The following is a 25765-nucleotide window of genomic DNA, read 5'->3' as shown; positions in this document are numbered from 1 at the left end:
ACAGTGTCTATTCAAGCGCTGTACAAACAAAAGTGCATGTCCGCTGCTGATGCCATTGGCGTCATCAGCAACGGCGACACGATTGTGGTTCCCACGGCAGTGGGCGAGACGCCGGCATTGCTGACAGCACTGTCAGATGCGCGACGCAATTTCCGCAATGTGCGCGTCTCCCAGATATTGCCGGTGCGCAAATACGACTACTTCGACCCCGAAACGACCGATTGCGTTCGCCACATTGCCTATTTTTTCAGCGGTATATCGCGGGCAGGTGGTCAGGAAGGCTGGACGGACTTCATTCCCGCCAATTTTTCCGAGTTGCCGGATTTGCTCCGTCGTCATCTACTTCCGGCTGACGTGGTTTTTTCCATGGCGTCGCCGATGGACGAGCATGGCTACTTCTCTTTGTCACTGGGCGTTGACTACACCATGGCCGCGATCGAAAAAGCGCGTGCTGTGGTGCTGGAAGTCAACCCGAATGTCCCGTTTGCCAACGGCAATTGCCACATCCATATTTCGCAGATCGCCGCGCTGACCGAGAGCGACGACCCCATTCTTGAAGTCGGACTTCCCAAAATTGGTCCAGTGCAGGAAGCCATCGGGCGGTATGTGGCCGACATGATTCCTGATGGTGCGACGCTGCAAATCGGCTACGGTGGTATTCCCGATGCGGTCGTCATGCAACTGACCGACAAGCACGACCTGGGCGTTCACACCGAGATGATCGGCGACGGCATCATGAGTCTGGTGGAAGCGGGTGTGGTCACCAACCGGAAAAAGAACTATCTGCCCGGCAAGATGGTGGCCACCTTTGCGCTGGGCTCCAAAAAGTTGTACCAGTTCCTGCACCGCAACCCGTCGATCGAAATGCACCCGGTCGATTTCACCAACGACCCCTACCTGGCGGGGAAAAACGACAATTTGCACGCCATCAACGCGACCATGCAAATTGACTTCATGGGCCAATGCGGGTCAGAGAGCCTGGGCTCGGCACCCTATTCAGGCACGGGAGGGCAAACGGACTTCGTGCGGGCCGCCAACCGCTCCAATGGAGGCAAAGCGTTCATTGTTCTGCCTTCTACGGCCAAGCATGACACCATCTCACGCATCGTGCCCACCTTGTCTGCGGGCACGCACATGAGCACCACCAAAAACGATATCAACTATGTGGTCACCGAACACGGTGTCGCCCAGTTGCGGGGCAAGACCGCCCGCCAGCGCTGCGAGGCACTGATCTCGATCGCACACCCCGACTTCAGAGGCGAACTGCGCGCTGCGGCCAAAACGATGCGTCTGCTGTGATTCAGGAACCGCGCCTGTGGCAGGATGATGGCTGGACCGCTCGGGTCATCAAAAACGAAGAGGATGACGGCTGGGCGGTTGAGATGCTGATGGACGGCCAGGCCGAACCCGCATTGGTGGCGGCCTGGACCATGGGTCGCGACAAGAAGAACCCGAAACCACTCGATTCGGCTGCGTTTTATACGTGGGTAAAAACGGCCAATGAGATCGTCCGGCGACACGAGCAGCAATTGCATGCCCAACTGCACAAAAGCGCCCATATCAAAGTGAACGGTGCCGCGCTACACGTCACTCTGGACATCATCCCGGATGACGATGATCCTTACGCACTGCTAACGGCGTGTGACGCCGCTGGCGATCAACTGGCGCAAATCCGGGTAGCCCCGACGTTCAAACTGAACGACCAGAGCGCCGAAAACTGGGCAAATGATGCATTCCGCCGACCTTCCGATCGACGGGGTTAAGACCGGGTCTTAACGGCGTGGAGTCATCGGGCCGCGGCCTTCGATGTGGCGGAAATTGATACGCCCCTTGCTCAGGTCATAGGGCGACAGTTCCAGCGATACCTTGTCACCCGCCAAAATGCGGATGTGGTTCTTGCGCATCTTGCCAGCGGAATAGGCGATCAGCTGGTGTCCGTTTTCCAGCGTTACCCGAAAACGCGTGTCGGGCAACACTTCATTCACTACGCCCATCATCTCGATCAGGTCTTCTTTGGCCATGGTGTAACTCCTGTAAAAGTAACTGTCATTGAGGGCGCGTGACGTCACGCACCCAGTCTATGCCCTGTGCGATGGCATAACGCGCTGCTGCGTCATGCGAGGGAAATTCATCGTGGAAACGCATCACACGGTCGGTGGACGCGCTGCCGCGGCCGCTGGCAATGGAGACCTGTGCGGCAAACTGCCCACATGGTAGTTGACGGGGGCAGGCTGCGATGCGGTATTTACCCATTGTGATGGGCGTTTGTTTTGTTGTTGTAGTAAAAATCATTAAAAAGTTAACTGGGCGGGAGCAGTTTGGCTCGTAGCGCCCGAAAGCAAAATTGGCATGCCCTCATGCCGAGGTACCCATCCAATCATCCTGACGGCCCGTTCACATGAAACGGAGAGTCAGGGTACGCGCCATAGCAGGGGCGTCGTATACAGAGGGAAAAAGCCACTACGCCGTGAGATGGGTAGCGTGAACGCTATTGAGGGGCTGGACTGGCAACCCCTCTGCCGGGGGTGTTTGCGTCCCTGCACAGATGCGGGGATGCGGCCAATCGCCAAAAGCGAACCCGTAAATGTAACACGTCTGCGAAAAACGCGTCAGGCGACCGCTTTTCTGGAGGCTGCAGCCACCTTCTTCACCGGCATGGGTTTTTTGGCTGGCGTCGCTTTGGTGCCGTGTGCGGTCTTGCGCGCTGCCAGAGCCAGTTGCCGTACACGCTCAATGTCGGCGTCACTGAACGGGCCGTTCACACCTGAAATGGCGGCCAGTTTCATGCCGTGCTTCAAGCCCATCTGGTAGATCTCGCGCACTTTCTCCCACTCAATGGCGCGGCCCACGGTAAAGTTTTCAAACCGGCCTTCCAGCGCCAGCACAATCGTTTCGGCCAGGCAGGCATAGGCAACCCCCTTGGGCAGACCGATGTTTTTCATGTGCACATCGCCCGGCAACTGAATCTCGCCGGATTCGATCACCAGCACATCCGGGCGCTTGGCCACTTCTGAAGGCGGCAGGTCCAGAGGGCGCGCCACGTCGGTGATCACGCATCCCGGTTTTACCTTCATGATGTCCAGCACTTTTTTCCCGGCGCCGGATGTGGCAGTAACAATCATGTCCATCTCGGCAATGTCCCTGTCCGCGTGCGCCGACAGGAAAATTTTGACGTCGGGGGACTCCTTCAATATGGATTCCTTCAACGCCAGCAACTTGGCCGCTTCGGGCGACACCAGGTACACCTCTTGCGCCACGCGGGCCATGAGCCGGGCACATACCGAGCCAATGGCGCCCGTAGCACCCACCACCATGGCCTTGAACTTGACTCGCCCCTTGCCCTTGGGAGCGGGGAGCAGGCGCATGCGCAGGAGGGCATCGTGTGCGGCCCAGAGAGCACCTGACGCGCTGTAGCTGTTGCCGGTCGTAATGGGCAGCGGCGAGCGTTTGGCCACGGTGACCCCGGCATCCCCGACCACCTTGGTAAATGCACCCAGCCCCATGATCTGTGCACCCAGACGCTGGGCCATTGCCGCGGCGTCCAGCAGGCGACGGTAAGTGAACTCGGGGTCGTGGGCCATGATCTCCCTGGGTGTACCGCCCACCGAAATCAGCCAGCCTTCCGCCTCGACGCCGGTCGGCGACTGAATACCTGTAACCCGTGAGTACACAAAAGGAGGGGCATAGGCCAGCACTTTTTCCAGCGAGTTCATGAACACCGGCGGTGACACTTGCGACAGCAACTCAATGGGTTTGACTTGTTTGAAATACTCCTGAGACAGCGGGTGAATCACAAACGCGAAGCGGTTGATCCGGTGAAAACCATTGGGGTGGATGATGCGCGGTTCGGACTGCAGCCCCGTGATGATTTCCAGATAGTCGTCCTCCAGAATGTCTTGCGGTTTTTTGCCCATCGCGGCAATGATCATGGCGTCCAGCAGGTTGGCACCCAGTACATGGCCATGCATAAAGGGCGAACCGTCGACGATGGTGGCCACGCCCTTGTCCCGCAACTGGGCAACACGTTCCTCATTCACGGTGGAGGTAATGATGGTTTTTCCCGCCAGCTCTTCCAGGCCAAAGTCGTCCAGCTCATGCACTGGCGCCACGATGACGGACGCTTTCTGCATGGCTTTGCGCAGGACAAAGCGCGTCCACTCCTTGACCGGACCGGATGGCATGGCCGACGGCAGGGTCCAGTCCTTGACGTAGTGCGCGCCGGTGGCGTAAAGGTTCAATGCATCCAGTGTGGTGAGCATTTTGGGCACGCCCAACTGCAGAAGGGGGTCGGCAAACTGCAAGTTACTGGAGTACTCCGCCATGGCGAGCGCCAGCTTGTAGTCCGTCATGCCTGAAAAAAACAGGACCCGCGCATTGGTGAAGAAATGCCCCAGCTGCGTCTGGGCGTGGCGCACCGCCCACTCCTGAAAAATGTCGCCCAAGCGCCCGCCCGTGGTAACCGGCACATGCGTGGCTACGGCTTTGAGGCGTGCGCTGTCTTTTTCAATAAAGCGGCGCGAACCCACCTTGTAGCTGTCCTTGAGAACCCCCAAACCGATGGCCGCAGCCTTTTTGTCCCACAGCCTGATCTGCTTGATGGCTGTCGCCGTGCTGCCGTCGGTGCCGATGCGGCGCACATGCAGCTTTTCGCCAAGCAAGTCCGTAGTGAAATCAAAATTCTGGCTGCTGGAGCCCAGACTGATGCTGACAACTTGTTTCATGGCGATCTAACAAAAGGTTGAACGGAAGAAGATCTGACAGGACGCAACAACTGCCAGTATCCTGGCAGAAAATTGACTCTGTCAACCCCGATTTACGCAAGAAAGCGCTACTTCAACCACCCGAAAACCAAGGGTCCGCCGACCCGACTCAGGTTAGCACAAAGTTCGCATCCGGCATTGGAGCAGGGGGCGGCGTTTCGCCCAGCATCTCGCGCAGACTGGCGTTGATGCCGGCCACCATGGAGTCCAGGGCCAGATCATTGGCGGCCATGCCAAAAGGCTCCTCAATTTCGTCGCTCAAGGCTTCCAGCGCGAAGAAGGTGTAGGACACAAAGGTCACTACCAAGGGCGTCATCAGGCCAATCGTGTCCACCAGTCCGAAGGGCAACAGCGTGCAATACAGGTAGGCGCTGCGGTGCAGGATGACCGAATAAGTGAAGGGCAAGGGCGTGTTGGCAATGCGCTCGCAACTCCCGAGCGCCAGGGAGAGGCCGTCGAGCGAACCTTCCATCTTGTGCGCCAGCGTGGAATCCAGCTGTTGGTTTTGACGGCACTCCTGCAACCACCGGCCCAGCCACAACAACACCAGCGTCGGGGCCGAGCGGGCACCCGCCAGTTGCGCGCGCAGGTCGTCAGGCAGCAAGCCCTCGGTTTGCACGGTGCTGGGCTGGCCGCGCAACTGGTTGCGCATGGTGGTGGCAAAGCCCACCAGACCCAGTACAAAGGGGCGCACATCACGCCCGGCGGCAATCAAGGTCAGGGCTTGGCGACTGAGATTGCGCGCCTCCACCAGCACACTGCCCCACTGCTTGCGCGCCTCCCAGTAGCGGTCGTAGCTGGCGTTGATGCGAAACCCCAGAAAAATGGCCAGCGCCACGCCCATCAGCGAGAAAGGACTGGAGTTGAGGGTGACCTTCCAGAGAAAAAGCTGGCCATGCGCCATGACCACGGCAACGGAGAGCGCAAAGATAAACAGCTGTTGGCCAACGATGCGGTGCACCAGCGAGCCACGGCGCACAAACAGCAGTCGAATCCAGTGGGGGCGGGGGCGAACAATCATGACTTCACCCTCTTCACAGGCACCAAAAACCACACAAACGCGAGCACTTGCACTGCCAGCAACACGCCAAACGTGGCCCGAAACGCATCAGCCCGGACCATTCCGCGGGTGGCAAAGGCATCCACTGCGGCACCAATGCCCCATTGCAGACCAAATGCACCAATGAACACCATCAGGTTCAGGGCGGTATTGACCCGGCCCGAAAGCGATATCGGAAATGCCGCCGTCAGCTGCGAATACGCAATATTGCCCAAGCTGAATGACAAGCCCAGCAAGGGCCACAGCCAGACCGGCGGGGCAAGGCCCCAAATAATGGCCAGCTCCACCAGCAGAGCCAGGCCCATGCCGGCCGTCAGCAGCATCATGGGAGTGATGTGGCGACGGGCCAGCCAGCCCGAGCAGGTCGCAACAAACAAAAAGCCCGACAGCATGGCCAGCGCCAGCAGAAACAAAATGCCAGCAGCATCCGCGCGCGTGGCGCCGTTCACCTCCATTAGCCAGGGCACCGCCCAGAGGCCCTGAATGGCCGTGAATCCGCCACCGGTAAGGCAGCCTTGCGGGGCAAAACGCCAGAAAACACGGTTGCCGTAGATGCCACCGAGCGTGCGAATCTGCTGGCCGAAGGTCTCGCGATTCGCTCCCCCGGTTTTGTCCGGCACGGTCATCAGAAACCCGGCAGTCAGCACCAGCAGCCCGGCAACCAGAAAGAACACGCCACGCCATCCAAACACCGGCAACGCGGCTGCAACCGGAATACTGGACGATAGCGCTCCCAGACCACCCGCCACCATGATCGTGGCGGTAAGCGATGGCAGGCGCTCCGCGGGAAACCACTGGCTGAACGCCTTGAAGCTGGCCATCAAACAGGCTGACACACCCAGCCCGATCAGCGCGCGGGCAACGGCCAGTGTTTCCAGCGTTGTGCCGACGGCGAACAGGGCGCACCCTGCGGCGGCCACCAACAAGAGCACTGCTTCCACGCGGCGCGGGCCAAAACGGTCCAGCAACAGACCAAGCGGCAATTGAAACAGTCCAAAGACCAGGAGATAGGCAGAGGTCAGCATGCCCAGCCCTGCGGCGGTGATGCTGAGCTCCTGCATCAGCTCGGGCGCTATGACCGCATTGACGCTGCGCAGCCCATAAGACAAAAAATAGCCGGCAGCGTAGGCCGGCACCAGTCGAAACCAGAGACGCAAAGAGTCATTCATTGCGACGATTGTCGCGGATGCCGCATGACAGCAATTTCAGCGCGGTCCCAAGTCCTCGGCTCTCAGATCGGAAAAAACATCGCGCAGGTCGAATTCCCTCGCGGGTTCTGCTTTCGTGGCCGTCGCAGCCGTTCGAGGCATGGGTTTGAGCCGCGCAGCCGGGGCGGCTTTGCGGTCCTGGCTGCTGGCGTCTTTCTGCGCCCACTCTTCCGCAGGGGGCATGGCGGGAAACGGGCATTCGCAATCTTCCGCGAACTTCCAGACCCACTCAACCGTTGAGTGGTCCTCATGGGGCTCATACCGGTCCAGACACAGCGCCAACTGTTTTTCAAAAGCGACCGCGTAGCGCAGCAGGTGGCCACTCCATTTCCTGATCACCAGATGGACCTGAATGCGCTCGCCACCGCCCGCTGCCGGTACGTAGATAACCTTGCAATCGAGCCACTTCAACGGCACCCCGGTAATACGCATGGTGTCCTTGAATGCCACCCGCACCAACTCCCGCCGAATGTCTGTGGTGGCCAGGCTGGAACTGACTGAGTTGTTCAACGCGCTATTGGCAAACTGGGATGGCGATGGCTCTTTACTGGACCGGGAAAACTTGAACATGACCACCCTTTGTCGATTAACTCTTTGATTTTTCGAGTACGGGCACAACGTTAATGGGCTTAGGCAAGCGTGTCCATCACCCGTTTGGGTGAATCTGTCATAAAAGGTGTCCGGTTTTCACCAGAATGAGGCAACCTTCGCGGCTAAAGGGCTGGTGCTGGCTGAGATGGGGGCTGCGAATCCAGCTGCCTGCCGGGTAGTTGCCGTATTCGTCCGAAAAAACACCCTCCACGACGAGTATCTCTTCACCACCAAAATGCCGGTGCGGGTTAAAAAACGTGCCAGGGGCCCAGCGCACCATTGCCGTGTGCTGGGTGCCAAACTCGCTCAGCGGCAACACGGTCAACCCCTGCACCATTCCCTGAAACCAGGTCTCGGTCCGGGTGTTGATGACCACGCGTTCGTTATCCTGGGGGTCCAGATGCCGCAATTTCACAAACAGGGTGCAGCCGTCTTTTGAAAAAGGTGCGTGGCTGGAACCTGGCGGGTTCTTGATGTAGGTGCCAGGGCCGTAATCGCCCGCTTCATCGCTCAGCGTGCCGTCCATCACAAAAATCTCTTCCCCCAGCGCATGCAGGTGAGAATCGAACTGCGCCCCCGGTTCGTATCGAACGACCGAAGTGGCGCGTGCCACCTCATCGCCGTTGCGCGCCAGCAGCCGACGCTGCACCAGCGGCGAGGGGGATGGTTGCCAAGGCATCTGCGCGCTATCGACCACGCAGCGCAGTGAAAAATCGTCGTTGAGAATCATGGTGTTGACTATGGCAGTTTCAGGGTTTTATGGATTCTCCCCCAAACCGGTGTGCCTCAGCAGCCAATCACCTTGAACTCCACCCGGCGATCAAGGGCGTCAGAGGCGTTGTCACGCCCGGTGCCCACCATCGTCTGGCGCGAACCCATGCCGCTGGCGATGGTGCGCTGGGCAAGCGACGGTGCGCTGGCTTCCAGCAGCCCCTTCACATATTCCGCGCGCAACTGCGAAAGCCGCTCATTGAGTGGCTCCGGGCCCGTGGGGCTGGTGTGGCCGCTGACTTCCAGACAGGCCTTCGTCGCTGCGGCCCGCGTGCCAATGGACCGGATCCACACGGTATAAGGCCCTGTCAACTTCGGGTCGGCGGCAAAAGCGGTGGAGCCCGGGCGAAACAGGAACTTGACCGCCAGCCGCTGGTGCGCCAGGCCGTAGTCAACAATTTTCCCGAACGCGGCGTCGGCCTTGTCGCGGTTTCCCAGCTTCCAGTGGGCCAGATAAATGCCGTTGTACACCCGAAACTGGTCACCCGCGCTGGTGCGCTGCGCGCCGGCATAGAGGTCGAGCGACTCCTGGTAACGCCCTGCTTCATACGCCTCGATGGCGTCGGACACCAGCGCTGCCGCGACGATGCGCTCGATGTACATCGGGTTGATCGGGTCGCCCGCCTTCGTGCCCTGGCAGGTACGGATGTAGCCCAGCGTGGCGGGGTCTTCCGTCCAGGCGGGTGCATCACGGTAGTAGGCCAACGGTGTCGTGTCCACCCCTTCGGTTTGAGAAAAAGCCAGCCCTTTGCTGACGAGCTTGCCGGTTTTCAGGTCCGCCAGCGCAAAGCAGATGCGGTAAGCCTCCCGCGCACCTGCGGTCTGCCGCTGCGCGTTCACGCCCGTGAACGTGCCAATCAGAACCAGCGGACTGCGTGCAACATTGGCGGCTGAAAACGGCTGAACCTCGTACTGCGGATATTGCGTGCGGATCAGTGCCGCAAGCCGCTCGCCCATCGCCCGTGTGGCCGTGGACTGGGCTCCGGTCATGCCATCCACCAGCGGATCGATCACCACGGCATAGCGGGGCTTAGCCGCCGTACCGTCTGGCGCCAGCTGCGCGTTCTTGAGCAGGGTGGTTGCGGCACTGAGCACCGCCTGGTCGTAAGACAGCGTCGGTGGCGGTGGTGGTGGCGCAGGTTGCGCGGCGACGGGTGCGACCGGGGCTGCCGCTGCTGCGGGCGCCGCCGAGGGCGCGGGCGGTGCCATCGGTACCAGCGGTGCCTGCAAACCGCTGCAAGCGCTCAAAGCAACAGCCGCGACCAGGCAAGCGCCCGGGAAACGGACGAGACGGCAGTAGGGCGTTTTCATGGCTGGCACTCCTTGCGAAGAAACAACTGCGACTCGCTGGACAAGGCCTCGCCCAGCGCCACCCGCTCCGTCAAAGCGGCACAGCGGGCATCCAGTGCGGAGGTTTTCAGCGGCGGCTTTTTGACACCCACCTGCGTATGTTTTTCCGGCGGTTTAACGGGATCACCACGGGGTACCGGAGCCACTACCGCCGCGGTGGCAGGCTTGGCGGCGGAAGCAGGAGGCAGAGCAGCGGGCAGCGCAACCGGTGGTGTTGGCGTCACGCGGCGTTGCGATGCACCCCAATAGACACCCGCAGCAACTGACACGGCCAACGCCGCAGCGCCCCACGGCAACAGTCGGCGGGCTTTTGTCGCAAGCGGCTGTGATCCGCCGTACGGCGGTGCCTTGGAATCAACCGGATCAATGTATGGGGGAAGTTCGTCGGGTTGCAGTGTCGACGCTTTCGCTTGCGGCAGTGGCGCACCGGGCTTGCCGATCATGCGTTCGAGGTCTTCGATCAAGCGCTGCAGGCCAATGAAATCGCGCGAGCCATCCCAGTCAACCAAGTCTGCGGCCTGAATCTCGCGAAACCCGGCAGGCGGGCGCACCCGTTCGATGGATACGGGCACCAGTCGGCCCAGGTTTCGGCCCTCAGCGGCCTCTTCGGACACCCATTCACTTTCCACCGAGTGGGTGGACCAGAGCACCACCATGCAGCGCATGCCCTGCAACTCTTTGTCCAGCACGCTGCGCCACGTCTGCCCCGCCGGAATTCGGCGATCCCACCACACCGACCAGCCCACCGACTTGAGCATGTCAGCGAGGCGACTCACCGCGTCGCGGTCCTTCTCGGTGTAGCTCATGAAGATGTCTGCCATGACACGCCTCAACGTCTGGGGAAAATAATCTTACTCCGCTGTTCCGGGTCGTGTCCAGCGGGGGATTTTTCCGATAGCCGCAATGTGGACTTGATTTGACTTGTTTAACAGCAAATAGGCCTCTAGCCTCCGTGGAATATGCGCAAGCAGCTATTGAAATAATAGCAATTTGAGTTCGCCGGTGCTTAAACCAGGAACCCGAAACGGCGCGCGTGCCATTCCAGAAATGCAGGGGTAGGACCGAATCGCTCCGGGGAGCGAATGGGTTGCCTATCGAACCGCAGCAGGCTTTCGGAGATATAGCTGTCGCTTGGTTTGGCTCTCAGTTGGGGCGAAACGCGCACGGTGAAATCGGGCAGTACCGTAATCAATCCTTGGTCATAGGCCCGGTCATGCAACGCAGACAAGCAAAGGCCATTTTGTGGGTTGAGACGATTTTTTGTGTCGGTACTCCATGGAACGATGTGACTCGCAATGACCAGTTTTTCGTTTTGGAGGCCGCTGATACAACACGTGGCGTTGTAGCTGGTGAGTACTGCTTTACGAAAACGCGCTTGATTGACGCGAACCTGCACGGTGGCACTACGGGTTCTTCCCTCTTCCAAAGGAGAAACATCTACAGACGCTTGCGCTTCTTCCAATAGGTCTTGGTCTGCCTGCAAACCATTGCTTTGGGCCAGATGCTCGTATTCGGCGGCAGCGGCAAGCGCCACCGTATCCCAATTACCCTGCAACTCGTCCCAGATTTGGCGGTCAAGCGCGGACGCATTGCCCATGCCGCTGCGACCGCTGGCCACGATGACGGGATCAAGACTGGCCAAATTCACCAGCTTGAGTGCGATGGCCCCGGGCGTGCGGCCAATCCAATGCGCGAGCTGAATCAACTTGGGGTTGCGCTGGTGCAGCTGGCCAAAGGACAACTGCAAATAAATATGCAGTGCCGCCAACGTTTGTGGCCGCGTCCAGTTCACGCGCGCGGTGGCTTCTGTGGCCATAGTGCTCCCTCGGGTAAGAGGTTTCAGTATGCCAGGCGTAGAAAGGTCAGTACGCCATCCGTAGCCGCGTCAAATGTCCCAATGGGGTGACAGCGTCACGTCCCACGCTTGAACAGTTTTCACTTTCTATTTGCAACCCAGGGCTTTGCCTGGGTTCATCACAGACTGTGGTGCGGTAGTTATCAATCAAATCAACGCCTAGCCCTCGTCAAAACTGCATGAGTAGCTACTAAATCAATAGCAAAACAACGCAGTTAAGCCGACTCGCCCCGTGGCATTTCCCTCACCCCAAGCAAAAACCTAGGGTTTACCCTATACTGCAGTGCAACATAACTCACTTCTGAAGGAGAAATTGTTATGACAACCGCGACTCTGAACCCATCCCCCCTCGCCACCACGCAGCCCAACAACGTCGGCGCAGCGCTTCACGAGCTCGGCACGGCCATTCACCGGCTGGCAACCGCCCTGTGGGCAGCAACGACGCAGCGCAACAAGGCAGAGCCTCGCGTTCTCACGGTGTTTGAAGAGGCTGCGCAACTGCGCGCCTTTGCCGACGAGCAATACAGGACCGACCCGCGCTTTGCGCAGGATCTGTATTGCGCTGCCGACCGCCACGAGCTGGCTGGTCAATAAAAGCACCTTCCGCAGGCTTCCTAGCGGCCGCCTTGCGGAAAAATGGCGCCCAACGCTTGTTCAAGCTGCAGGCCCACGGCCTCGAACAGGCCTTTCAGCCCCTCGCCGCGTTTGGCCAGATCAGACGCGTCTTGCGGGGGCTTTTCACGCATATCGGTGAGTTGTTGGGCAATCCGGTCACGGTCTTGCCGGGCCTGCGCAAGTTGCGCCTCCACATCGGCAGCTATCGGGGTTTTTGCGCGTGACTCGTTGGCTCGCGCCATCATTTCGTCAATGTGACGAAGACTCAACTCCGACATCTTGATGTGCTCTTCTGCCAATCTGATGATTTCGCTCATGATTTCCTCCTGTACTGATGCCCGTCCAACGTTTTGACCCGCGCGTTGCTCTTCAAGGCAACGTCCGCTTGTGCATATTAGGCGCAGTGGCTACGCTTTGTCATTGCGGATACGCAAAGGGCGGTAGGTGTAACTTGCGCAAGCTGCTATAAAATTCATAGTGATGAAAACCGAACTTACCACCCAGGACACCACCCGCATTGACGACACGCGTATCGGCGCGGTGCGGCCCCTCATTACCCCCGCGCTGCTGGAAGAGTGGCTGCCAGTGCCCGAAGAGGCGCAGGCGCTGGTGGAAAGCAGCCGCGCGGCCATTTCCAAAATTCTGCATGGTCAGGACGACCGGCTGATCGTGGTGGTGGGGCCGTGCTCCATTCACGACCACGAGCAGGCCATGGACTACGCGTGGCAGCTCAAGGCCCAGGCCGACGCCCTGAAGGACGACCTGCTGGTGGTGATGCGCGTGTATTTCGAAAAACCCCGCACCACCGTCGGCTGGAAGGGCTATATCAACGACCCGATGCTGGACGGCAGCTTTGCCATCAACGAGGGGCTGGAGATGGCGCGCAAGCTGCTGCTGGACATTCTGGCGATTGACCTGCCCGTGGGCACCGAGTTTCTGGACCTGCTGTCACCGCAATTCATCAGCGACCTGGTGAGCTGGGGCGCCATTGGCGCGCGCACGACCGAGAGCCAGAGCCACCGCCAGCTGGCCAGCGGCCTGTCGTGCCCGGTGGGCTTCAAGAACGGCACCGATGGCGGCATCAAGGTGGCCACAGACGCAATTCAAGCCGCACAGGCACCGCATGCCTTCATGGGCATGACCAAGATGGGCCAGGCCGCCATTTTCGAGACCCGGGGTAACGACGACTGCCACGTGATTTTGCGCGGCGGCAAGCAAACCAACTACGCCAAGGCCGATGTGGATGCTGCCTGCGCGCTGCTCAAAGGCGCAGGCCTGCGCGAGCAGGTGATGATTGATGTGAGCCACGCCAACAGCAGCAAGCAGCACCAGCGCCAGATTGTGGTGGCGGGCGAAGTGGCGGCACAAATTGCGGCGGGTGAGGCGCGCATCACCGGCATCATGATCGAGAGCCACCTGAACGAAGGTCGCCAGGACATCGTGCCCGGCGTGCCGCTCAAGCATGGCGTGTCGGTGACCGACGCCTGCATCAGCATGGCGCAAACGGTGCCGGTGCTGGAGCAGCTGGCTGCGGCAGTGCGGGCGCGGCGGGTGTAGAGTCTGACCATGCAACGCACCGCAACCCGAACCACTTTGCACACTGCGCAACAGGTAGCTGACGTCGCCTATTGGCCAACGCAGCCTGTGCAGGCGCGCATTGACGCGCTGGAGGCGTTGCGCCACCAACCTATTGCAGGGCAGCCCGATGCTGACATCCGACTTCAAAGAGTTTGCCGCATTACTCAACTCAAACAAGGTTGAGTATTTGGTCGTGGGCGGCTACGCCTTGGCGGCCTATGGGCATCCCCGCTACACCGGCGATCTGGATTTCTGGGTGGGCGTAGACCCCGACAATGCGGACCGGCTTCTGACCGCGTTAGGGCAATTTGGCTTTGGTGCATTGGGCATTCGCAAGGAAGATTTCACATCCCCCAACCAGGTTATCCAACTCGGCTATCCACCGGGCCGAGCTGGGTTTTATTGCCATTGAAGACTTCAAGATCAACAAAAAAACGGTTGGCCGCAACCAGGATCTCGCGGTTCTGGAAACGCTGGAACGATTGAAAGGCGGTTGAAAGTGTTGCTCATCAATAACCCAGCTGGGGAATCTCGTTGAGCGGAGTCGCCACCACATGCAGCGAGCAGCGCAGCAATCTCGATGACTAGGTCAGGATGCGGGCTACTCCTCTGTTTTTTACTGGCAATTCTTCACTTTTACCCATGTATATTGGCACCCAGCCCCCGCCAATCATGCGCAAGCCGCTACTAAATTTATAGCAATGAAAATCTGCATTCTTGACAACGACATTCTTGAAGGTCACCTGGCGACCACCTATTCCAGCTTTGGCGATCTGTTTATTCGCCTCTTTGAGCGGGTCGGTGCCAACTGGACCACCGAAGTGTTCAACACCCAGCGGGGGCAATACCCGGTTTCCTTTGACGACTTTGATGCGGTGTTGCTGACGGGTAGCCGCGCGGATTCGTTCTCGGACGAAGCCTGGGTAGTGGAGCTGCGCAGGCAAGTCACCCAGCTATTGCAGGCGCGTAAAAAGATGGTGGGCGTGTGCTTTGGCCACCAGCTGATTGCCTTGTGTATGGGGGCTCCGGTGGGGCGTGCACCGCAAGGCTGGGGCGCAGGCCGCATGACCTACGACTGGCACCGGCCTGACCTGCCGCATTCCGCTGACCGCACCGAGATTTCGCTGCTGGCAAGCCACCAGGACCAGGTGTTTGAACTGCCACCCGGCGCCACGCTGGTGGCCAGCAGCGCGTTTTGCCCGGTGGCCTCGTTCACGGTGGGGCAGGAGGTGTTCTGCATCCAGCCACATCCTGAATTCGAGACCAGTTTGAGCGCCTACCTGATCGACAAGCGGAGGGACTTGCTGGGTGAAGAAAAATACAGCGCCAGTGTCAACAGCCTGACGCTGGGCCACGAAGGCGAGCACATCGCCCGTATGGTGGTGGCGTTTGTAGAAAGCGCCTAGCGCAGGGCTTGCGCCACCGCCTCTGCGTCCAGCGAGCGTGCGGCGCCAAAACCGGCTACCTGGCGGGCACCGGCTAGCGCAATGCCCACAAACATGAAGTCTCCCAGCTGCGTCATCGGCTCGGCCTCGGGAAAGCGCGCGAGGTAAGCCCTACGGGCGCTTAGCCATCCCGCACTGTCCACCACCAGCGCGGTGACCGTTCCTTCCAGCGTGACGCGGGGCAGGGCATGCACGGGTTCCCCCGCCACTTCCGCCTGCATGACCAGCAGCGAGACCCGAGGCGACTGCTGCAGATTGCGCGTGTGCGGCGCCAGCGCGCTGACGTGGATGATGATGCAAGCAGCCTCCGGGTCGACCGCAAAAGGCACCATGGAGACGAAGGGCAGGCCATCGCCGCCCAGCGTGCCCAGAGCGGCAACGCGGTGGGCCCTGAGCAGGGTGCGCAGGGCTTGGGTGAGGCGGGGTTCGTGGAGCATGGCTGCAGTATGAACCAGGTCCGTAAAAGAGGAAAAGACATGACCCCGGGCGGTTTATGCGCCCGGGGTTGGGCTTTGCAATGCCAGCCTTTGTGGGGCCGGTCTGCGCAACGGTGGCGGGTAGCCGGTGTTGCTTTGGGCTGTGGGTAACAGGTGAAACAAGTGTAAGTCAGGCGTGCCGGCAGATGATTGCGTTGTTGCCCATCATTTCAGACTATTTGGCATACTCTGCTTTTAATGATGCAAATATTGGCATAAATATGAAACTTGACCGGTATGACCAGCAAATATTGCAGGTGCTGCAACAGGATGGCCGCATCAACAACCAGGACCTGGCGGACCGCATTGGCCTGTCGCCTTCGCCCTGCCTGCGCCGGGTGCGGGCACTGGAAGAGTCGGGCCTGATCATGGGCTATCGCGCGCAACTGGACGCCAAGAAACTGGGCCTGACCCTGATGGCACTGATCCATATCTCCATGGACTTGCACACGCCCGAACGGTTTGCCAACTTTGAGGCGCAGGTGGGTCTGCAGCCGGAGGTGCTGGAGTGCCTGCTGATCACCGGGCAGGACGCCGACTACCAGCTCAAGGTGGCCGTGCGCGACATGGACCACTACCAGACGCTGCTGCTCAACAAGCTTACCCGCATAGAGGGCGTAACCGGCGTGCACTCCAGCTTTGTACTGCGCCAGGTGGCGGTCAAGACCGATCTGACGGTGTCGGCGGGCGGGGGCTGACCCGCATGTGCCTGATTGCCTGGAACTGGCAGCCTGACAGCGCCACGCCGTTGCTGCTGCTGGGCAACCGCGACGAGTTTTACGCCCGGACGGCAACGCCGGTGCATTGGTGGGAGCCCACCCGGGACGGAGCTGCCGTATTGGCTGGCAAGGACTTGCAGGCCGGGGGCACGTGGTTGGGCCTGAGCCAAAGTGGGCGGCTGGCCGCATTGACCAACTACCGCACGGTAGTACCTGCGCGCACCAACACGCCCTCGCGCGGTGAACTGGTGGCGGGGTTTTTGCAAAGCGACCTGGACGCCAGGGACTACCTGGAGCAGCTGGCGCAGCATGCGGGCGACTACAACCCCTTCAATCTGCTGGTGTTCGATGGCAAGCAGCTACTGGGGCTGGAAAGCCGGGGCGCCAAAGTGTTGACCCTGCAAGCCGGCGTAGGCGGGGTATCGAATGCCGACTTTCAGACACCTTGGCCGAAGCTCACGCAGTTAAAGGCCCGCCTGCAAACGCAGGTGGATCGCCAGGCGACCGACCCGCAAAGCCTGCTGCCCCTACTGCACGACAAGGCCATGGCAGCGGACGCTGCATTGCCGCAAACCGGTGTGCCGCAGGCGCTGGAGCGGATCTTGTCGGCGGCTTTTATCGCCTCTCCCGACTACGGCACACGCGCTTGCAGCGTGATCGCCCTTCATCAGACCCATGCCGAATTTATCGAACAGAGTTTTGACGCACGGGGGCTCGTGGGGTCACAACAGCTGATGTGTCATCTGTAGGGCCTTAAGCCCTGATGTGATTCAGGGCATTGATCTTGCGTACTCTCCCACCATGTATGTTCATTGAGGCTTTGTCGCGCACCTTTGGTGCGCGAACTTTTTTATGGCGTTGGTCCCTGTTTTGCTTTTTTCCCTGCTGCTGCATGGCTTGGTGGGCTGGCGCGTAGCGCCCGATTTATTTGCCGTTTACGCCCCGCTGGGGCTTGCCCTGTGGGCGGTGCTGCTGATCTCTGCCGTGCTCGTACCCATGGGCGTGCTGGCGCGCCGCGTCGCCAAGCCGCCGCTGGCCGATGTACTGACCTGGGTGGGCTTGCTGTGCATGGGCCTTTTTTCCACCCTTTTTGTGTTGACGGTGCTGCGGGAAGTGCTGTTGTTGCTGGCGCTGGCGATTGACTGGATCTGGCCCGCCGTCGTGTCCATTCCCGCGCTGCGGGTGGACACTGCGCTGGCTTTGCCCGCAGTGGGCCTGTTGTTGACCGTGCTGGGTTTCTGGAACGCACGGCGCACCGCCACAGTCGTGCAGGTGGACGTTCCCATCACCAACCTGCCAGAGGCCTTGCATGGTTTTACCGTGGCACAAATCAGCGACATCCATGTCGGGCCCACCATCAAGACGCAGTATGTGCAGCGCATTGTGGACCGGGTCAACAGCCTGAACGCCAACATGGTCGCCATCACCGGTGATCTGGTGGACGGCAGCGTGCGTGAACTGGGCCACCATGTGGCGCCGCTGGCACAGCTTGCATCCACCCATGGCACGTTTTTTGTGACCGGAAACCACGAGTATTACTCGGGCGCGCACGGCTGGATTGACGTATTGCGCGGGCTGGGTATTCAGGTACTGATGAACGAGCATGTGCTGATTCACCACAGCACCGACACCCAGGACCCCGAGCCCGCCGTGATCGTGGTGGCGGGTGTGGCTGATTTCAGCGCGCACCATTTTGATGAAGCCCACCGAAGTGACCCCCATGCGGCAATGGCCAATGCACCGGACCATGCGGTTTTCAAGCTGTTGCTGGCCCACCAGCCCCGCAGCGCTGCAGAGGCATCGAAAGCAGGGTTTGACCTGCAGCTATCAGGCCACACCCATGGCGGCCAGTTCTGGCCCTGGATGCATTTTGTGAAACTGCAACAGCCGTTTACTGCCGGTCTGCACAAGCTGGAAGCACTGTGGGTGTACACCAGCCGGGGTACCGGCTACTGGGGGCCGCCCAAGCGCTTTGGCGCGCCTTCCGAGATCACGCACCTGCGGCTGGTCAGGGCCTGAGTCTTTTCTCAGCGATCCTCGTCGTCGATGGTGTTTGCGCGGCTGCTGCGCCAGATAGCCCGAACCAGCCAGAGCGCGCCTAAAACGGCCCCTGAAAAGCCCAAAAATCCGAACAGCGGCAGACCGAACAGGGTGGGCCCACCCTGAACGTTCATGACGATGGATGAACCGATGATCAGCGCAGCAATGACCAGGGACATGGCCAGCCGGTTGGCCGCCCGGTCAATCTGGTCGCCGACGCGCTTGAGGTGCGCCAGCTCAATGCCCACATGCACACGACCCCGTCGTGCATTGCGCAGCAGGCGCGACAGATCGTGCGGCAGTTGCTCGGCCACCGCCAGTGTGCGACGCAGGGTTTGCCAGGCTCGGGTAGCCAGCAACTGGGGCTGGTAGCGCGCACGCACCACCTGGTGCAGCATGGGGGTGGCCTCGGTGGCCATGTGAAAGCCGGGGTCCAGCCCGCGGCCCATGCCCTCGAGCGAGATAAAGGCCTTGATCAACAGCGCCAGGTCGGACGGTAAACCCAGGTGGTGGTCCCGCAAAATGGAAGTGACGTCCAACAGCATTTGACCCAGGCTGAGTTCGGCCAGCGGCGTGCCGTGGTACTGGTCCACAAAGGTCTCGATTTCGGCTTCCAGCTGCGAAAGGTTGACGCCATGGTCGTCGCCGGTCCAGTCCAGCAACACATCGGCCACGGTCTGCGGATTGCGCTCGACCAGGCCCAGCAGAAGCTGGAGCAGTTCTTCCCGACGCCGGTCGGACAAGCGGCCCACCATGCCAAAGTCAATGAAAGCAATGCGATTTCCGCTCAGGTAGAACACATTGCCGGGGTGCGGATCGGCATGGAAGAAACCGTCCTCCACAATCATTTTCAGCACCGCCTGGGCACCGCGTTGGGCCAGCAGGTTGCGATCAAAACCGGCCTCTAAGGTCAGCTGATCAAGCTCGCCTCCCGGCACTCCGCCAATGAATTCCTGCACATTGACCCGCGGGCCGGTGTGGGCCCAGTACACCCTAGGTATCACGATGTGGGGCAAGGCCACCATGTTGGCGGCGATACGTTCCGCGCTGCGGCACTCGGTAGCCAAGTCCAGTTCACGGCGCAAGGATTTTGCAAACTCACGCACCAGCAGCTGAGGCCGATAGGGCTTGAGGGCGGGCATTTCGGCCTCGGCAAGCGCCGCGAGCCGATTAAGCAAACGCAAATCCGCCTCGATAATTTCGGTGATACCGGGTCGGCGGATCTTCACGACCACTTCCGCCCCGTCCTTCAGCTGTGCCCGGTGCACCTGCGCTATGGAGGCTGCTGCCAGTGGTTCCACATCGAAACGGGCAAAAATGTCTTCGGGTTCCGCGCCCAGATCCTCGCGCAACTGGGGTCGCAAGAGATCCATGGCCACGGGCGGCACGTGGCTGTGGAGTTTTTCAAATTCGGCAATCCACTCGGCGCCAAAGATGTCGGCACGACCCGCCAGAATCTGGCCCAATTTGACAAAGGTAGGCCCCAGTTCTTCCAGAGCCAGTCGCACTTGCACCGGCGGCTGCAGGCGTGCCAGGTCAGCTGCATGATCCCATTTGAGGGCATGGCCTGCACGTGCCAGCTTGTCAGCCAGACCCATGCGGCGCACGCTGTCGCCAAAGCCATGGCGAATGGCCACGCCGGCTATTTCATTGAGGCGCCCCATGTCGCGGGCAGCGCCAAGCGTCTCGATCCACATGGTTGAATGATAGGTCCTGAACCCGCGGGGTTGTTTGTCTTATCGCGGTGCTCTGTCCGAACGGTCTACCGTGCGTCCGGCAGTTCGATCTTGACTTCCAGAACCTCCAGGTTGTCCTGGCGCTCCAGATTCAACTTGATGTCCTTGGGGTCGATCTTGATGTACTTGCAAATCACCGCGACCAGCTCCGCCTGCAATGCCGGCAGGTAATCCGGCTCAGCCGCATTACGCCCGCTGCGTTCGTGCGCCAGAATGATTTGCAGACGCTCTTTGGCAACACTGGCGGTTTTCTTTTTCTCGCCGAGCAGAAAAGAGAAAATGGACATGGTCTTATTTCCCTCCAAAGAGACGCTTCAGCAACCCTTGTTTGGGGGCTTCGGTGAAGCGCATGGGCTTCTCGTCGCCCAAAAACCGGTCAATTACGTCCTTGTAGGCTTCTGACACGTCGCTGCCCTGCATATGCACCGCAGGAACGCCCTGGTTCGACGCCTGCAGCACCGATTCGCTCTCGGGGATGACCCCGATGAGCTTGATGCGCAAAATGTCCTGAATGTCGTCCAGCGAGAGCATCTGGCCCTGGTCCACACGCGCCGGGTTGTAGCGGGTAATGAGCAAATGCTCCTTGATCGGGTCCAAGCCTTCGATGGCACGCTTGGTCTTGCTGGCCAGCATGCCCAGAATGCGGTCTGAGTCGCGTACCGAGGACACTTCGGGGTTGGTCACCACCAGCGCTTCATCGGCAAAGTGCATGGCCATCAAAGCACCGGTTTCAATACCGGCAGGGGAGTCGCAAACGATGTATTCAAAGTCCATCGCACCCAGGTCATTCAGCACTTTTTCAACGCCTTCTTGCGTCAATGCATCTTTGTCGCGGGTTTGGGAGGCAGCCAGCACAAACAGGTTGTCGCACTGCTTGTCCTTGATGAGGGCCTGATTGAGGTTGGCCTCTCCCTGGATGACGTTGATCAGGTCGTACACCACGCGGCGCTCGCAACCCATGATCAAGTCCAGATTGCGCAAGCCCACGTCAAAGTCGATCACCGCAGTTTTGTGGCCGCGCAGGGCCAGTCCGGTTGCAAAACTGGCGCTGGTGGTGGTCTTGCCAACGCCGCCTTTGCCAGACGTAATCACAATGATTTTTGCCATAAATAAGACTTCTTTCTAATCAGGTTTTCAAAGCTTCAATGAGCAGTTTGTCCTGCCCGTCGTTGCTCAGGCGGACTTGGGCCGCCTTGCCGCGCACCTCCGGTGCCAAAGGGTTTTCGCTGGTGCGGTACACACCGGCGATGGAAATCAATTCAGGTTCCAGACACAGGGAAAAAATCCGGGCGTTGGTGTTGCCACGCGCACCGGCCATGGCTTTTCCCCGTAGCGGGGCATAGACATGGATATTGCCATCCGCCACCACCTCTGCGCCCTGGTTGACCATGGCCAGCACGACCAGATCGCCACCACGCGCATAGATTTTCTGACCGGATCGCAAGGGTTTGTCCACCACCATGGTGGTCGGACCCGCAACCTCACGAACCACTTCGCGAACGACCTCCCGTTCCACTTCCTGCACGGTAACCGCAGCAGCCGACCGCGCCCGGTGGATTTCGACTGGGGCTTCCACCAGGCCCACCGCCAGACCCGCCGCCATCCAGTCGGGGCTTGCACCCCGCATGGCAACCGGAATCAGATGACACAAACGAAGCACCTTGAGCAAAGGCACGATGTCGGAAACCGGCGTTTGCGCATCCAGCTGCGAAAAATCAATCACCAACGCGTCGTGGTCAAAAAAATCAGGGCTTTCGCCGTCGGGACCATGTTGGCGCAACAAATCCGCCGTCAGCACATTCCAGTCGCTGGTTTTCAGCAGCATTGCCACCAGAGGCAACTGTGCGCTTTTGATTTCAAACGATGCAGGCACTGGGCCGGTGGAAGAACCTGCTTGAGGGGATGGCATGAAGGAAAAAAGGGCAGGAAAGGACAGATAGGGATCAGCAAGATGACAGTAAATGCCATGACGGTGCTCCGGGTATCCGCAAATCTTACTTGATTGCGGCGAAGAAACACGCGGTGCTGGCTGCTTCTTTTCCCGTCGAGTCGCGATGCAACACCCGCCACAATTTTTTTTTCGGAAGAAGGCTTGTTGCTCTCTATCTCTTATTTTCTTATTTATAAGATAGTAGTAGTAGATAGAGGGTGCAGAAAACTGTGGATAAGTCCATTAATTCCTTATGGATCATGTACTTGCGTATGCTTGACCCCTGTGCGCCACCCTGCGTCGGTGGTGTACCGCTTAAATGAACAACTTTGACCTTTTGACGAATCCTGTGGATAACTAGTGTCTTATGCCAGAACTATGCACAGAGTTATTCTTTGACAAAGTCCGAAAAGACGCGTGTAGAGTCCAGAGCCATGAAACTCATTCTCCGCCTCTTTGTCGTGCTTTTGGTTGCATGTCTGGTTTTTGCGGTGGCGGGCGTGATCGCCACCTGGGCGCCTGATCAATCGGTTGAGCAGTTGTCCATACGCTGGGCACAGGCTCCATCGCGGTTTGTGGCGGTCAATGGAATGCAGGTGCATGTGCGCGATGAGGGTCCAAGGAGCGACCCCATGCCCATTGTTTTGTTACATGGAACATCGGCAAGTTTGCACACCTGGGATGGCTGGGCACACAGTCTGACGGGCCAGCGCCGGGTAATTCGCTTTGACTTGCCGGGCTTCGGTTTGACCGGGCCAGACCCGCAAAACGACTATTCGATGGCCGCTTATGTGCGCTTTGTCGGTGCCGTCATGGATACGCTGGGCGTCAAAACCTTTGTGCTGGCGGGTAATTCACTGGGTGGCCAGATCGCATGGGAGACGGCTGCAGCCATGCCCCAGCGGGTCAGCAAGCTGGTGCTCATTGACGCAGCGGGTTATTCGTTCAAGTCGAAGTCGGTGCCCCTTGGTTTTTGGCTTGCGCGAACACCGGGGTTGCGCGAGGTGATGAGGCAGGTATTGCCGCGCGGCGTGGTTCAGAGCAGTCTGCGCAATGTGTATGGCGATCCGTCCAGGGTAACGCCCGAGTTGGTGGATCGTTACTACGACATGGCCTTGCGTGCCGGGAACCGTCAGGCGTTGGGCAAGCGGTTTGAGCAGGTACTGAGCAGTGACGAGGCCACAATCAAGACCCTGAAGGTACCCACGCTCATACTCTGGGGTGCCAAAGACCGCTTGATTCCACCCCAGAACGCCCAGCGGTTTGAGGCCGATATTGCCGGCTCCAGACTGGTGGTGTTTGCGGACCTGGGCCATGTTCCCCATGAGGAAGACGCCCAACGAACCGTGGATGCGTTCAAGGTGTTCCTGGCGTTGCCATGAATGCCGGGTAGCTCTGTTTCACAATTTAGTGGTTAAATAAGGCTTTAGCCCCCGTAAATACTGCGTAAGCAGCTATTAAATGTATAGCAGGTACTGTGGTGATGAGTGAAAAGAAACCGTTTGAAATCGCGCGTGAAACGCTGAAGCAGCTGACCGTTCGAAAGCTGCCCCCGACCCCCATCAACTACCAGACGCTCTACAACGAAATAGCGGGCATTCCTCAGGCGCCGCTGTTCCCGGCGGATGCCTTGCGCGACATCGCCAAAGCGTTGCCTGCAAAAACGCCAGGCCAGCAAAAGCAGCGCAGTCTGATGGAATACGCGATTGACCGCCTGAATTGGGAGGGCGTTAAGACGGCATTGGTAGCCTATGGCGGATTTGTTCCGCTCACCGATAGCGGCCCTGGCGGTTCACCGGTCGCTGCCTTGGCCGGCACGCCGGTTAACGGCGCCAGCGCCCCCGCATTAACGACTGAATTTTTGGCCCAGATTGGCCGGCTGATTGAACATGCACAGCCCGCGCTGGGAACGGATGACCCCCGCTTCGCCGAGCAGACGGACAGTTTGCTCAAGGCCTTGCGCGAGCCCGGTGCCGATGTGGCTTCTGTCAAGCTGATGCTGGCCAATTACAGCCACCGCCTGTCTTTTGCCGCAGAAGACCAGGCCGAGATCAAGAAAACACTGCTCAACCTGCTGCACATGGTGTTTGAGAATATTGGCGAGTTGAGTCTGGAAGAGCAATGGATGAAAGGGCAGATGGATGCCTTGATGACCGCCTCCACACCGCCTTTGTCGCTGCGACGCCTGGACGATGTGGCCAGCCGTTTGAAGGACGTTATTTTCAAGCAAAAAGAAGCCAAGGAGCGCGCGCTTCTGGCCCAGGAAGAGATGCGCCAGATGCTGGCCACGTTTATTGACCGGCTGTCTGACATGGCCCGGTCCACCGGCAGTTTTCACGAAAAGCTCGAAGAAAATGCCCGCCAGATCGAGCAGGCCAAGACCATGGCAGAAATTGCGCCGGTGCTCAAGGAAGTCGTGGGGGCTACGCGCCATATGGCCCATCAAAGTCAGTCGACCAGCGACGAGCTGCAGGCCATGCGGGAGCGCGCCAGCCATACCGATGCCGAGCTCACTAAACTGCACCAGGAGCTGGACCGGGTCAGTACCCAGGCGCGTCACGACACACTGACCGGCGCGCTCAACCGCAAAGGTCTGGATGAAGCGCTGGACCGCGAGCTGTCCAGCGTGCGTCGCAAAGAGTCCCCGCTGTGCATGGCTTTGCTGGACATCGATAACTTCAAGAAGCTCAATGACACACTGGGGCATGCGACGGGGGATGCGGCTTTGACCCACCTGGCGACGGTGGCGCGCGGGTGCATGCGGCCGCAGGACACTCTGGCCCGCTATGGCGGGGAAGAATTCGTGATCCTGTTGCCTGACACGCCACTGGACAAGGGCATTGAGGCGATGACCCGTCTGCAGCGTGAGCTGACCAAAAAATTCTTCCTGTCCGGAGCAGAAAAAGTGCTGATCACGTTCAGCGCAGGTGTGGCACAACTCGTGGCCAATGAGTCGGGGGCCGATGCCATCAAGCGGGCCGATCAGGCGATGTATCTGGCCAAGCGCGCGGGCAAAAACCGGGTGCTGGGCGCCTGAAGGGAATACCACCATGCAATATTTGATTTTCGGACTCATCCTCTTTCTTGGCGTGCATTCGGTGCGAATCGTGGCCGATGGCTGGCGCACACACATGCTGGAGCGCTCGGGCGAGATGGCCTACAAAAGTGTGTATTCCCTGCTGTCCTTGCTGGGCTTTGCGCTCATCGTCTGGGGCTTCGGATTGGCGCGTGAAAAGCCGGTCATGCTGTGGATACCGCCGGTGGGCATGCGCCACGCTGCCTCGTTACTGACGCTGGTTGCATTTGTGTTGCTGGCAGCCGCCTATGTGCCGCGTAACGCCATCAAGGCGCGTCTGCACCACCCCATGGTGCTGGGCGTCAAGGCGTGGGCACTGGCGCATTTGCTGGCCACCGGAAGCGTGGCCCATGTGCTGCTTTTTGGCTCGTTTCTGGCCTGGGGTGTGCTGGACTTCATCGCGGCGCGCCGACGTGACCGCATCAACGGTACGGTCTACCCGGCGGGTACATCGACCGGAACGGTAACGACGGTATTGGTGGGCTTGGGTGCCTGGGGCGCTTTTGCGTTTTTACTGCACGGCCTGCTCATTGGCATCCGGCCGTTTGGATGAAG

General features: G+C 59.6%; 27 protein-coding genes. 12 read left to right on the top strand and 15 right to left on the bottom strand.

Annotation, left to right across the window (positions count from 1 at the left end; all coding sequences use genetic code 11):
• Window positions 1–3: 3 nt before the first annotated feature.
• Both AC097W_RS07960 and AC097W_RS07955 read left to right on the top strand, forming a co-directional pair.
• On the top strand, window positions 4–1299 hold the full coding sequence (locus AC097W_RS07960; RefSeq protein WP_479601953.1) for an acetyl-CoA hydrolase/transferase family protein: 1296 nt from the start codon (window positions 4–6) through the stop codon (window positions 1297–1299).
• Entirely contained in the window at window positions 1296–1763 is a 468-nt protein-coding gene (locus AC097W_RS07955) for a hypothetical protein (protein WP_479601952.1), read from the top strand. Before AC097W_RS07960 ends, AC097W_RS07955 begins: the two co-directional genes overlap by 4 nt.
• Before the next feature lie 9 nt (window positions 1764–1772).
• Here AC097W_RS07955 and infA read toward each other — a convergent pair whose 3' ends face one another.
• The 9 genes from infA to AC097W_RS07910 all read right to left on the bottom strand — a co-directional run bounded on the left by infA (window position 1773) and on the right by AC097W_RS07910 (window position 11556).
• Window positions 1773–2021, bottom strand: coding sequence for a translation initiation factor IF-1 (infA, locus tag AC097W_RS07950; RefSeq protein ID WP_479601951.1), 249 nt, complete (start codon window positions 2019–2021; stop codon window positions 1773–1775).
• A gap of 588 nt (window positions 2022–2609) precedes the next feature.
• On the bottom strand, window positions 2610–4721 hold the full coding sequence (locus AC097W_RS07945) for a dehydrogenase (RefSeq protein WP_479601950.1): 2112 nt from the start codon (window positions 4719–4721) through the stop codon (window positions 2610–2612).
• A 148-nt stretch (window positions 4722–4869) separates the two neighbouring features.
• Entirely contained in the window at window positions 4870–5781 is a 912-nt protein-coding gene (locus AC097W_RS07940; protein ID WP_479601949.1) for a bestrophin family protein, read from the bottom strand.
• Window positions 5778–6989, bottom strand: a complete 1212-nt coding sequence (locus AC097W_RS07935) for an MFS transporter (RefSeq protein ID WP_479601948.1) — start codon at window positions 6987–6989, stop codon at window positions 5778–5780. Before AC097W_RS07935 ends, AC097W_RS07940 begins: the two co-directional genes overlap by 4 nt.
• A gap of 36 nt (window positions 6990–7025) precedes the next feature.
• Window positions 7026–7598 carry a hypothetical protein gene (locus tag AC097W_RS07930; RefSeq protein WP_479601947.1) on the bottom strand — a complete coding sequence of 191 codons (573 nt, stop codon included), beginning with the start codon at window positions 7596–7598 and terminating at the stop codon, window positions 7026–7028.
• 97 nt (window positions 7599–7695) lie between these two features.
• Window positions 7696–8349 carry a cupin domain-containing protein gene (locus AC097W_RS07925; protein WP_479601946.1) on the bottom strand — a complete coding sequence of 218 codons (654 nt, stop codon included), beginning with the start codon at window positions 8347–8349 and terminating at the stop codon, window positions 7696–7698.
• Between the two features lie 56 nt (window positions 8350–8405).
• Window positions 8406–9701, bottom strand: a complete 1296-nt coding sequence (locus tag AC097W_RS07920) for an OmpA family protein (protein WP_479601945.1) — start codon at window positions 9699–9701, stop codon at window positions 8406–8408.
• Complete coding sequence (locus AC097W_RS07915) at window positions 9698–10561, bottom strand: toll/interleukin-1 receptor domain-containing protein (protein WP_479601944.1); 864 nt, start codon at window positions 10559–10561, stop codon at window positions 9698–9700. Before AC097W_RS07915 ends, AC097W_RS07920 begins: the two co-directional genes overlap by 4 nt.
• A 185-nt stretch (window positions 10562–10746) precedes the next feature.
• Window positions 10747–11556: an HNH endonuclease gene (locus AC097W_RS07910; protein WP_479601943.1), complete on the bottom strand. Its 810-nt coding sequence runs from the start codon at window positions 11554–11556 to the stop codon at window positions 10747–10749.
• 357 nt (window positions 11557–11913) lie between these two features.
• Here AC097W_RS07910 and AC097W_RS07905 point away from each other — a divergent pair, with 357 nt between their 5' ends.
• Window positions 11914–12189, top strand: coding sequence for a hypothetical protein (locus AC097W_RS07905; RefSeq protein WP_479601942.1), 276 nt, complete (start codon window positions 11914–11916; stop codon window positions 12187–12189).
• A 20-nt stretch (window positions 12190–12209) separates the two neighbouring features.
• On the opposite strand, the gene AC097W_RS07900 is transcribed toward AC097W_RS07905, so the two are convergent.
• Window positions 12210–12527, bottom strand: coding sequence for a hypothetical protein (locus AC097W_RS07900; RefSeq protein ID WP_479601941.1), 318 nt, complete (start codon window positions 12525–12527; stop codon window positions 12210–12212).
• Window positions 12528–12690: 163 nt separating this feature from the next.
• Between AC097W_RS07900 and AC097W_RS07895 the strand changes: the two genes are divergently transcribed.
• The 3 genes from AC097W_RS07895 (at window position 12691) to AC097W_RS07885 (ending at window position 15194) form a co-directional block, all read left to right on the top strand.
• Window positions 12691–13767 carry a 3-deoxy-7-phosphoheptulonate synthase gene (locus AC097W_RS07895; protein ID WP_479601940.1) on the top strand — a complete coding sequence of 359 codons (1077 nt, stop codon included), beginning with the start codon at window positions 12691–12693 and terminating at the stop codon, window positions 13765–13767.
• 148 nt (window positions 13768–13915) lie between these two features.
• Window positions 13916–14200 (top strand): hypothetical protein, encoded by a 285-nt coding sequence (locus tag AC097W_RS07890; protein ID WP_479601939.1) that lies wholly within the window; start codon window positions 13916–13918, stop codon window positions 14198–14200.
• Window positions 14201–14489: 289 nt separating this feature from the next.
• The gene (locus AC097W_RS07885; protein ID WP_479601938.1) at window positions 14490–15194 is read left to right on the top strand and encodes a glutamine amidotransferase-related protein; all 705 of its coding nucleotides are present in this window, start codon (window positions 14490–14492) and stop codon (window positions 15192–15194) included.
• Here the strand turns inward: AC097W_RS07885 and AC097W_RS07880 are convergent.
• Window positions 15191–15670 carry a HugZ family pyridoxamine 5'-phosphate oxidase gene (locus AC097W_RS07880; RefSeq protein WP_479601937.1) on the bottom strand — a complete coding sequence of 160 codons (480 nt, stop codon included), beginning with the start codon at window positions 15668–15670 and terminating at the stop codon, window positions 15191–15193. The genes AC097W_RS07885 and AC097W_RS07880 overlap by 4 nt on opposite strands.
• A gap of 260 nt (window positions 15671–15930) precedes the next feature.
• Here AC097W_RS07880 and AC097W_RS07875 point away from each other — a divergent pair, with 260 nt between their 5' ends.
• The 3 genes from AC097W_RS07875 (at window position 15931) to AC097W_RS07865 (ending at window position 18447) form a co-directional block, all read left to right on the top strand.
• Window positions 15931–16407 carry an Lrp/AsnC family transcriptional regulator gene (locus AC097W_RS07875; RefSeq protein ID WP_479601936.1) on the top strand — a complete coding sequence of 159 codons (477 nt, stop codon included), beginning with the start codon at window positions 15931–15933 and terminating at the stop codon, window positions 16405–16407.
• Window positions 16408–16412: 5 nt separating this feature from the next.
• Entirely contained in the window at window positions 16413–17177 is a 765-nt protein-coding gene (locus tag AC097W_RS07870) for an NRDE family protein (protein WP_479601935.1), read from the top strand.
• Window positions 17178–17280: 103 nt separating this feature from the next.
• Window positions 17281–18447, top strand: a complete 1167-nt coding sequence (locus tag AC097W_RS07865) for a metallophosphoesterase (protein ID WP_479601934.1) — start codon at window positions 17281–17283, stop codon at window positions 18445–18447.
• 8 nt (window positions 18448–18455) lie between these two features.
• Here the strand turns inward: AC097W_RS07865 and AC097W_RS07860 are convergent, their stop codons facing one another.
• From AC097W_RS07860 to minC, 4 genes are all read right to left on the bottom strand, one after another.
• Window positions 18456–20165 carry an ABC1 kinase family protein gene (locus tag AC097W_RS07860; RefSeq protein WP_479601933.1) on the bottom strand — a complete coding sequence of 570 codons (1710 nt, stop codon included), beginning with the start codon at window positions 20163–20165 and terminating at the stop codon, window positions 18456–18458.
• 65 nt (window positions 20166–20230) lie between these two features.
• Window positions 20231–20491 carry a cell division topological specificity factor MinE gene (gene minE / locus AC097W_RS07855; RefSeq protein ID WP_479601932.1) on the bottom strand — a complete coding sequence of 87 codons (261 nt, stop codon included), beginning with the start codon at window positions 20489–20491 and terminating at the stop codon, window positions 20231–20233.
• A gap of 4 nt (window positions 20492–20495) precedes the next feature.
• Entirely contained in the window at window positions 20496–21311 is an 816-nt protein-coding gene (gene minD / locus AC097W_RS07850; protein ID WP_479601931.1) for a septum site-determining protein MinD, read from the bottom strand.
• A 19-nt stretch (window positions 21312–21330) separates the two neighbouring features.
• The gene (gene minC / locus AC097W_RS07845; protein ID WP_479601930.1) at window positions 21331–22113 is read right to left on the bottom strand and encodes a septum site-determining protein MinC; all 783 of its coding nucleotides are present in this window, start codon (window positions 22111–22113) and stop codon (window positions 21331–21333) included.
• A 455-nt stretch (window positions 22114–22568) separates the two neighbouring features.
• Between minC and AC097W_RS07840 the strand changes: the two genes are divergently transcribed.
• The 3 genes from AC097W_RS07840 (at window position 22569) to AC097W_RS07830 (ending at window position 25763) form a co-directional block, all read left to right on the top strand.
• On the top strand, window positions 22569–23516 hold the full coding sequence (locus AC097W_RS07840) for an alpha/beta fold hydrolase (protein ID WP_479601929.1): 948 nt from the start codon (window positions 22569–22571) through the stop codon (window positions 23514–23516).
• 101 nt (window positions 23517–23617) lie between these two features.
• Window positions 23618–25171: a sensor domain-containing diguanylate cyclase gene (locus tag AC097W_RS07835; protein ID WP_479601928.1), complete on the top strand. Its 1554-nt coding sequence runs from the start codon at window positions 23618–23620 to the stop codon at window positions 25169–25171.
• Window positions 25172–25184: 13 nt separating this feature from the next.
• Window positions 25185–25763 carry an NnrU family protein gene (locus AC097W_RS07830; RefSeq protein WP_479601927.1) on the top strand — a complete coding sequence of 193 codons (579 nt, stop codon included), beginning with the start codon at window positions 25185–25187 and terminating at the stop codon, window positions 25761–25763.
• Window positions 25764–25765 lie beyond the last annotated feature (2 nt).

The organism is Rhodoferax sp. GT1R46, from assembly GCF_056521285.1.
Note: the sequence above shows the minus strand (reverse complement) of the source record. Positions and strands in the feature narration are given on the sequence as shown.

Coding starts and splice junctions, on each gene's coding strand:
- infA (WP_479601951.1), bottom strand. CDS start 2,021: ATGGCCAAAGAAGACCTGATCGAGATGATGGGCGTAGTGAATGAAGTG.
- AC097W_RS07945 (WP_479601950.1), bottom strand. CDS start 4,721: ATGAAACAAGTTGTCAGCATCAGTCTGGGCTCCAGCAGCCAGAATTTT.
- AC097W_RS07940 (WP_479601949.1), bottom strand. CDS start 5,781: ATGATTGTTCGCCCCCGCCCCCACTGGATTCGACTGCTGTTTGTGCGC.
- AC097W_RS07935 (WP_479601948.1), bottom strand. CDS start 6,989: ATGAATGACTCTTTGCGTCTCTGGTTTCGACTGGTGCCGGCCTACGCT.
- AC097W_RS07930 (WP_479601947.1), bottom strand. CDS start 7,598: ATGTTCAAGTTTTCCCGGTCCAGTAAAGAGCCATCGCCATCCCAGTTT.
- AC097W_RS07925 (WP_479601946.1), bottom strand. CDS start 8,349: ATGATTCTCAACGACGATTTTTCACTGCGCTGCGTGGTCGATAGCGCG.
- AC097W_RS07920 (WP_479601945.1), bottom strand. CDS start 9,701: ATGAAAACGCCCTACTGCCGTCTCGTCCGTTTCCCGGGCGCTTGCCTG.
- AC097W_RS07915 (WP_479601944.1), bottom strand. CDS start 10,561: ATGGCAGACATCTTCATGAGCTACACCGAGAAGGACCGCGACGCGGTG.
- AC097W_RS07910 (WP_479601943.1), bottom strand. CDS start 11,556: ATGGCCACAGAAGCCACCGCGCGCGTGAACTGGACGCGGCCACAAACG.
- AC097W_RS07905 (WP_479601942.1), top strand. CDS start 11,914: ATGACAACCGCGACTCTGAACCCATCCCCCCTCGCCACCACGCAGCCC.
- AC097W_RS07900 (WP_479601941.1), bottom strand. CDS start 12,527: ATGAGCGAAATCATCAGATTGGCAGAAGAGCACATCAAGATGTCGGAG.
- AC097W_RS07895 (WP_479601940.1), top strand. CDS start 12,691: ATGAAAACCGAACTTACCACCCAGGACACCACCCGCATTGACGACACG.
- AC097W_RS07890 (WP_479601939.1), top strand. CDS start 13,916: ATGCTGACATCCGACTTCAAAGAGTTTGCCGCATTACTCAACTCAAAC.
- AC097W_RS07885 (WP_479601938.1), top strand. CDS start 14,490: ATGAAAATCTGCATTCTTGACAACGACATTCTTGAAGGTCACCTGGCG.
- AC097W_RS07880 (WP_479601937.1), bottom strand. CDS start 15,670: ATGCTCCACGAACCCCGCCTCACCCAAGCCCTGCGCACCCTGCTCAGG.
- AC097W_RS07875 (WP_479601936.1), top strand. CDS start 15,931: ATGAAACTTGACCGGTATGACCAGCAAATATTGCAGGTGCTGCAACAG.
- AC097W_RS07870 (WP_479601935.1), top strand. CDS start 16,413: ATGTGCCTGATTGCCTGGAACTGGCAGCCTGACAGCGCCACGCCGTTG.
- AC097W_RS07865 (WP_479601934.1), top strand. CDS start 17,281: ATGGCGTTGGTCCCTGTTTTGCTTTTTTCCCTGCTGCTGCATGGCTTG.
- AC097W_RS07860 (WP_479601933.1), bottom strand. CDS start 20,165: ATGTGGATCGAGACGCTTGGCGCTGCCCGCGACATGGGGCGCCTCAAT.
- minE (WP_479601932.1), bottom strand. CDS start 20,491: ATGTCCATTTTCTCTTTTCTGCTCGGCGAGAAAAAGAAAACCGCCAGT.
- minD (WP_479601931.1), bottom strand. CDS start 21,311: ATGGCAAAAATCATTGTGATTACGTCTGGCAAAGGCGGCGTTGGCAAG.
- minC (WP_479601930.1), bottom strand. CDS start 22,113: ATGCCATCCCCTCAAGCAGGTTCTTCCACCGGCCCAGTGCCTGCATCG.
- AC097W_RS07840 (WP_479601929.1), top strand. CDS start 22,569: ATGAAACTCATTCTCCGCCTCTTTGTCGTGCTTTTGGTTGCATGTCTG.
- AC097W_RS07835 (WP_479601928.1), top strand. CDS start 23,618: ATGAGTGAAAAGAAACCGTTTGAAATCGCGCGTGAAACGCTGAAGCAG.
- AC097W_RS07830 (WP_479601927.1), top strand. CDS start 25,185: ATGCAATATTTGATTTTCGGACTCATCCTCTTTCTTGGCGTGCATTCG.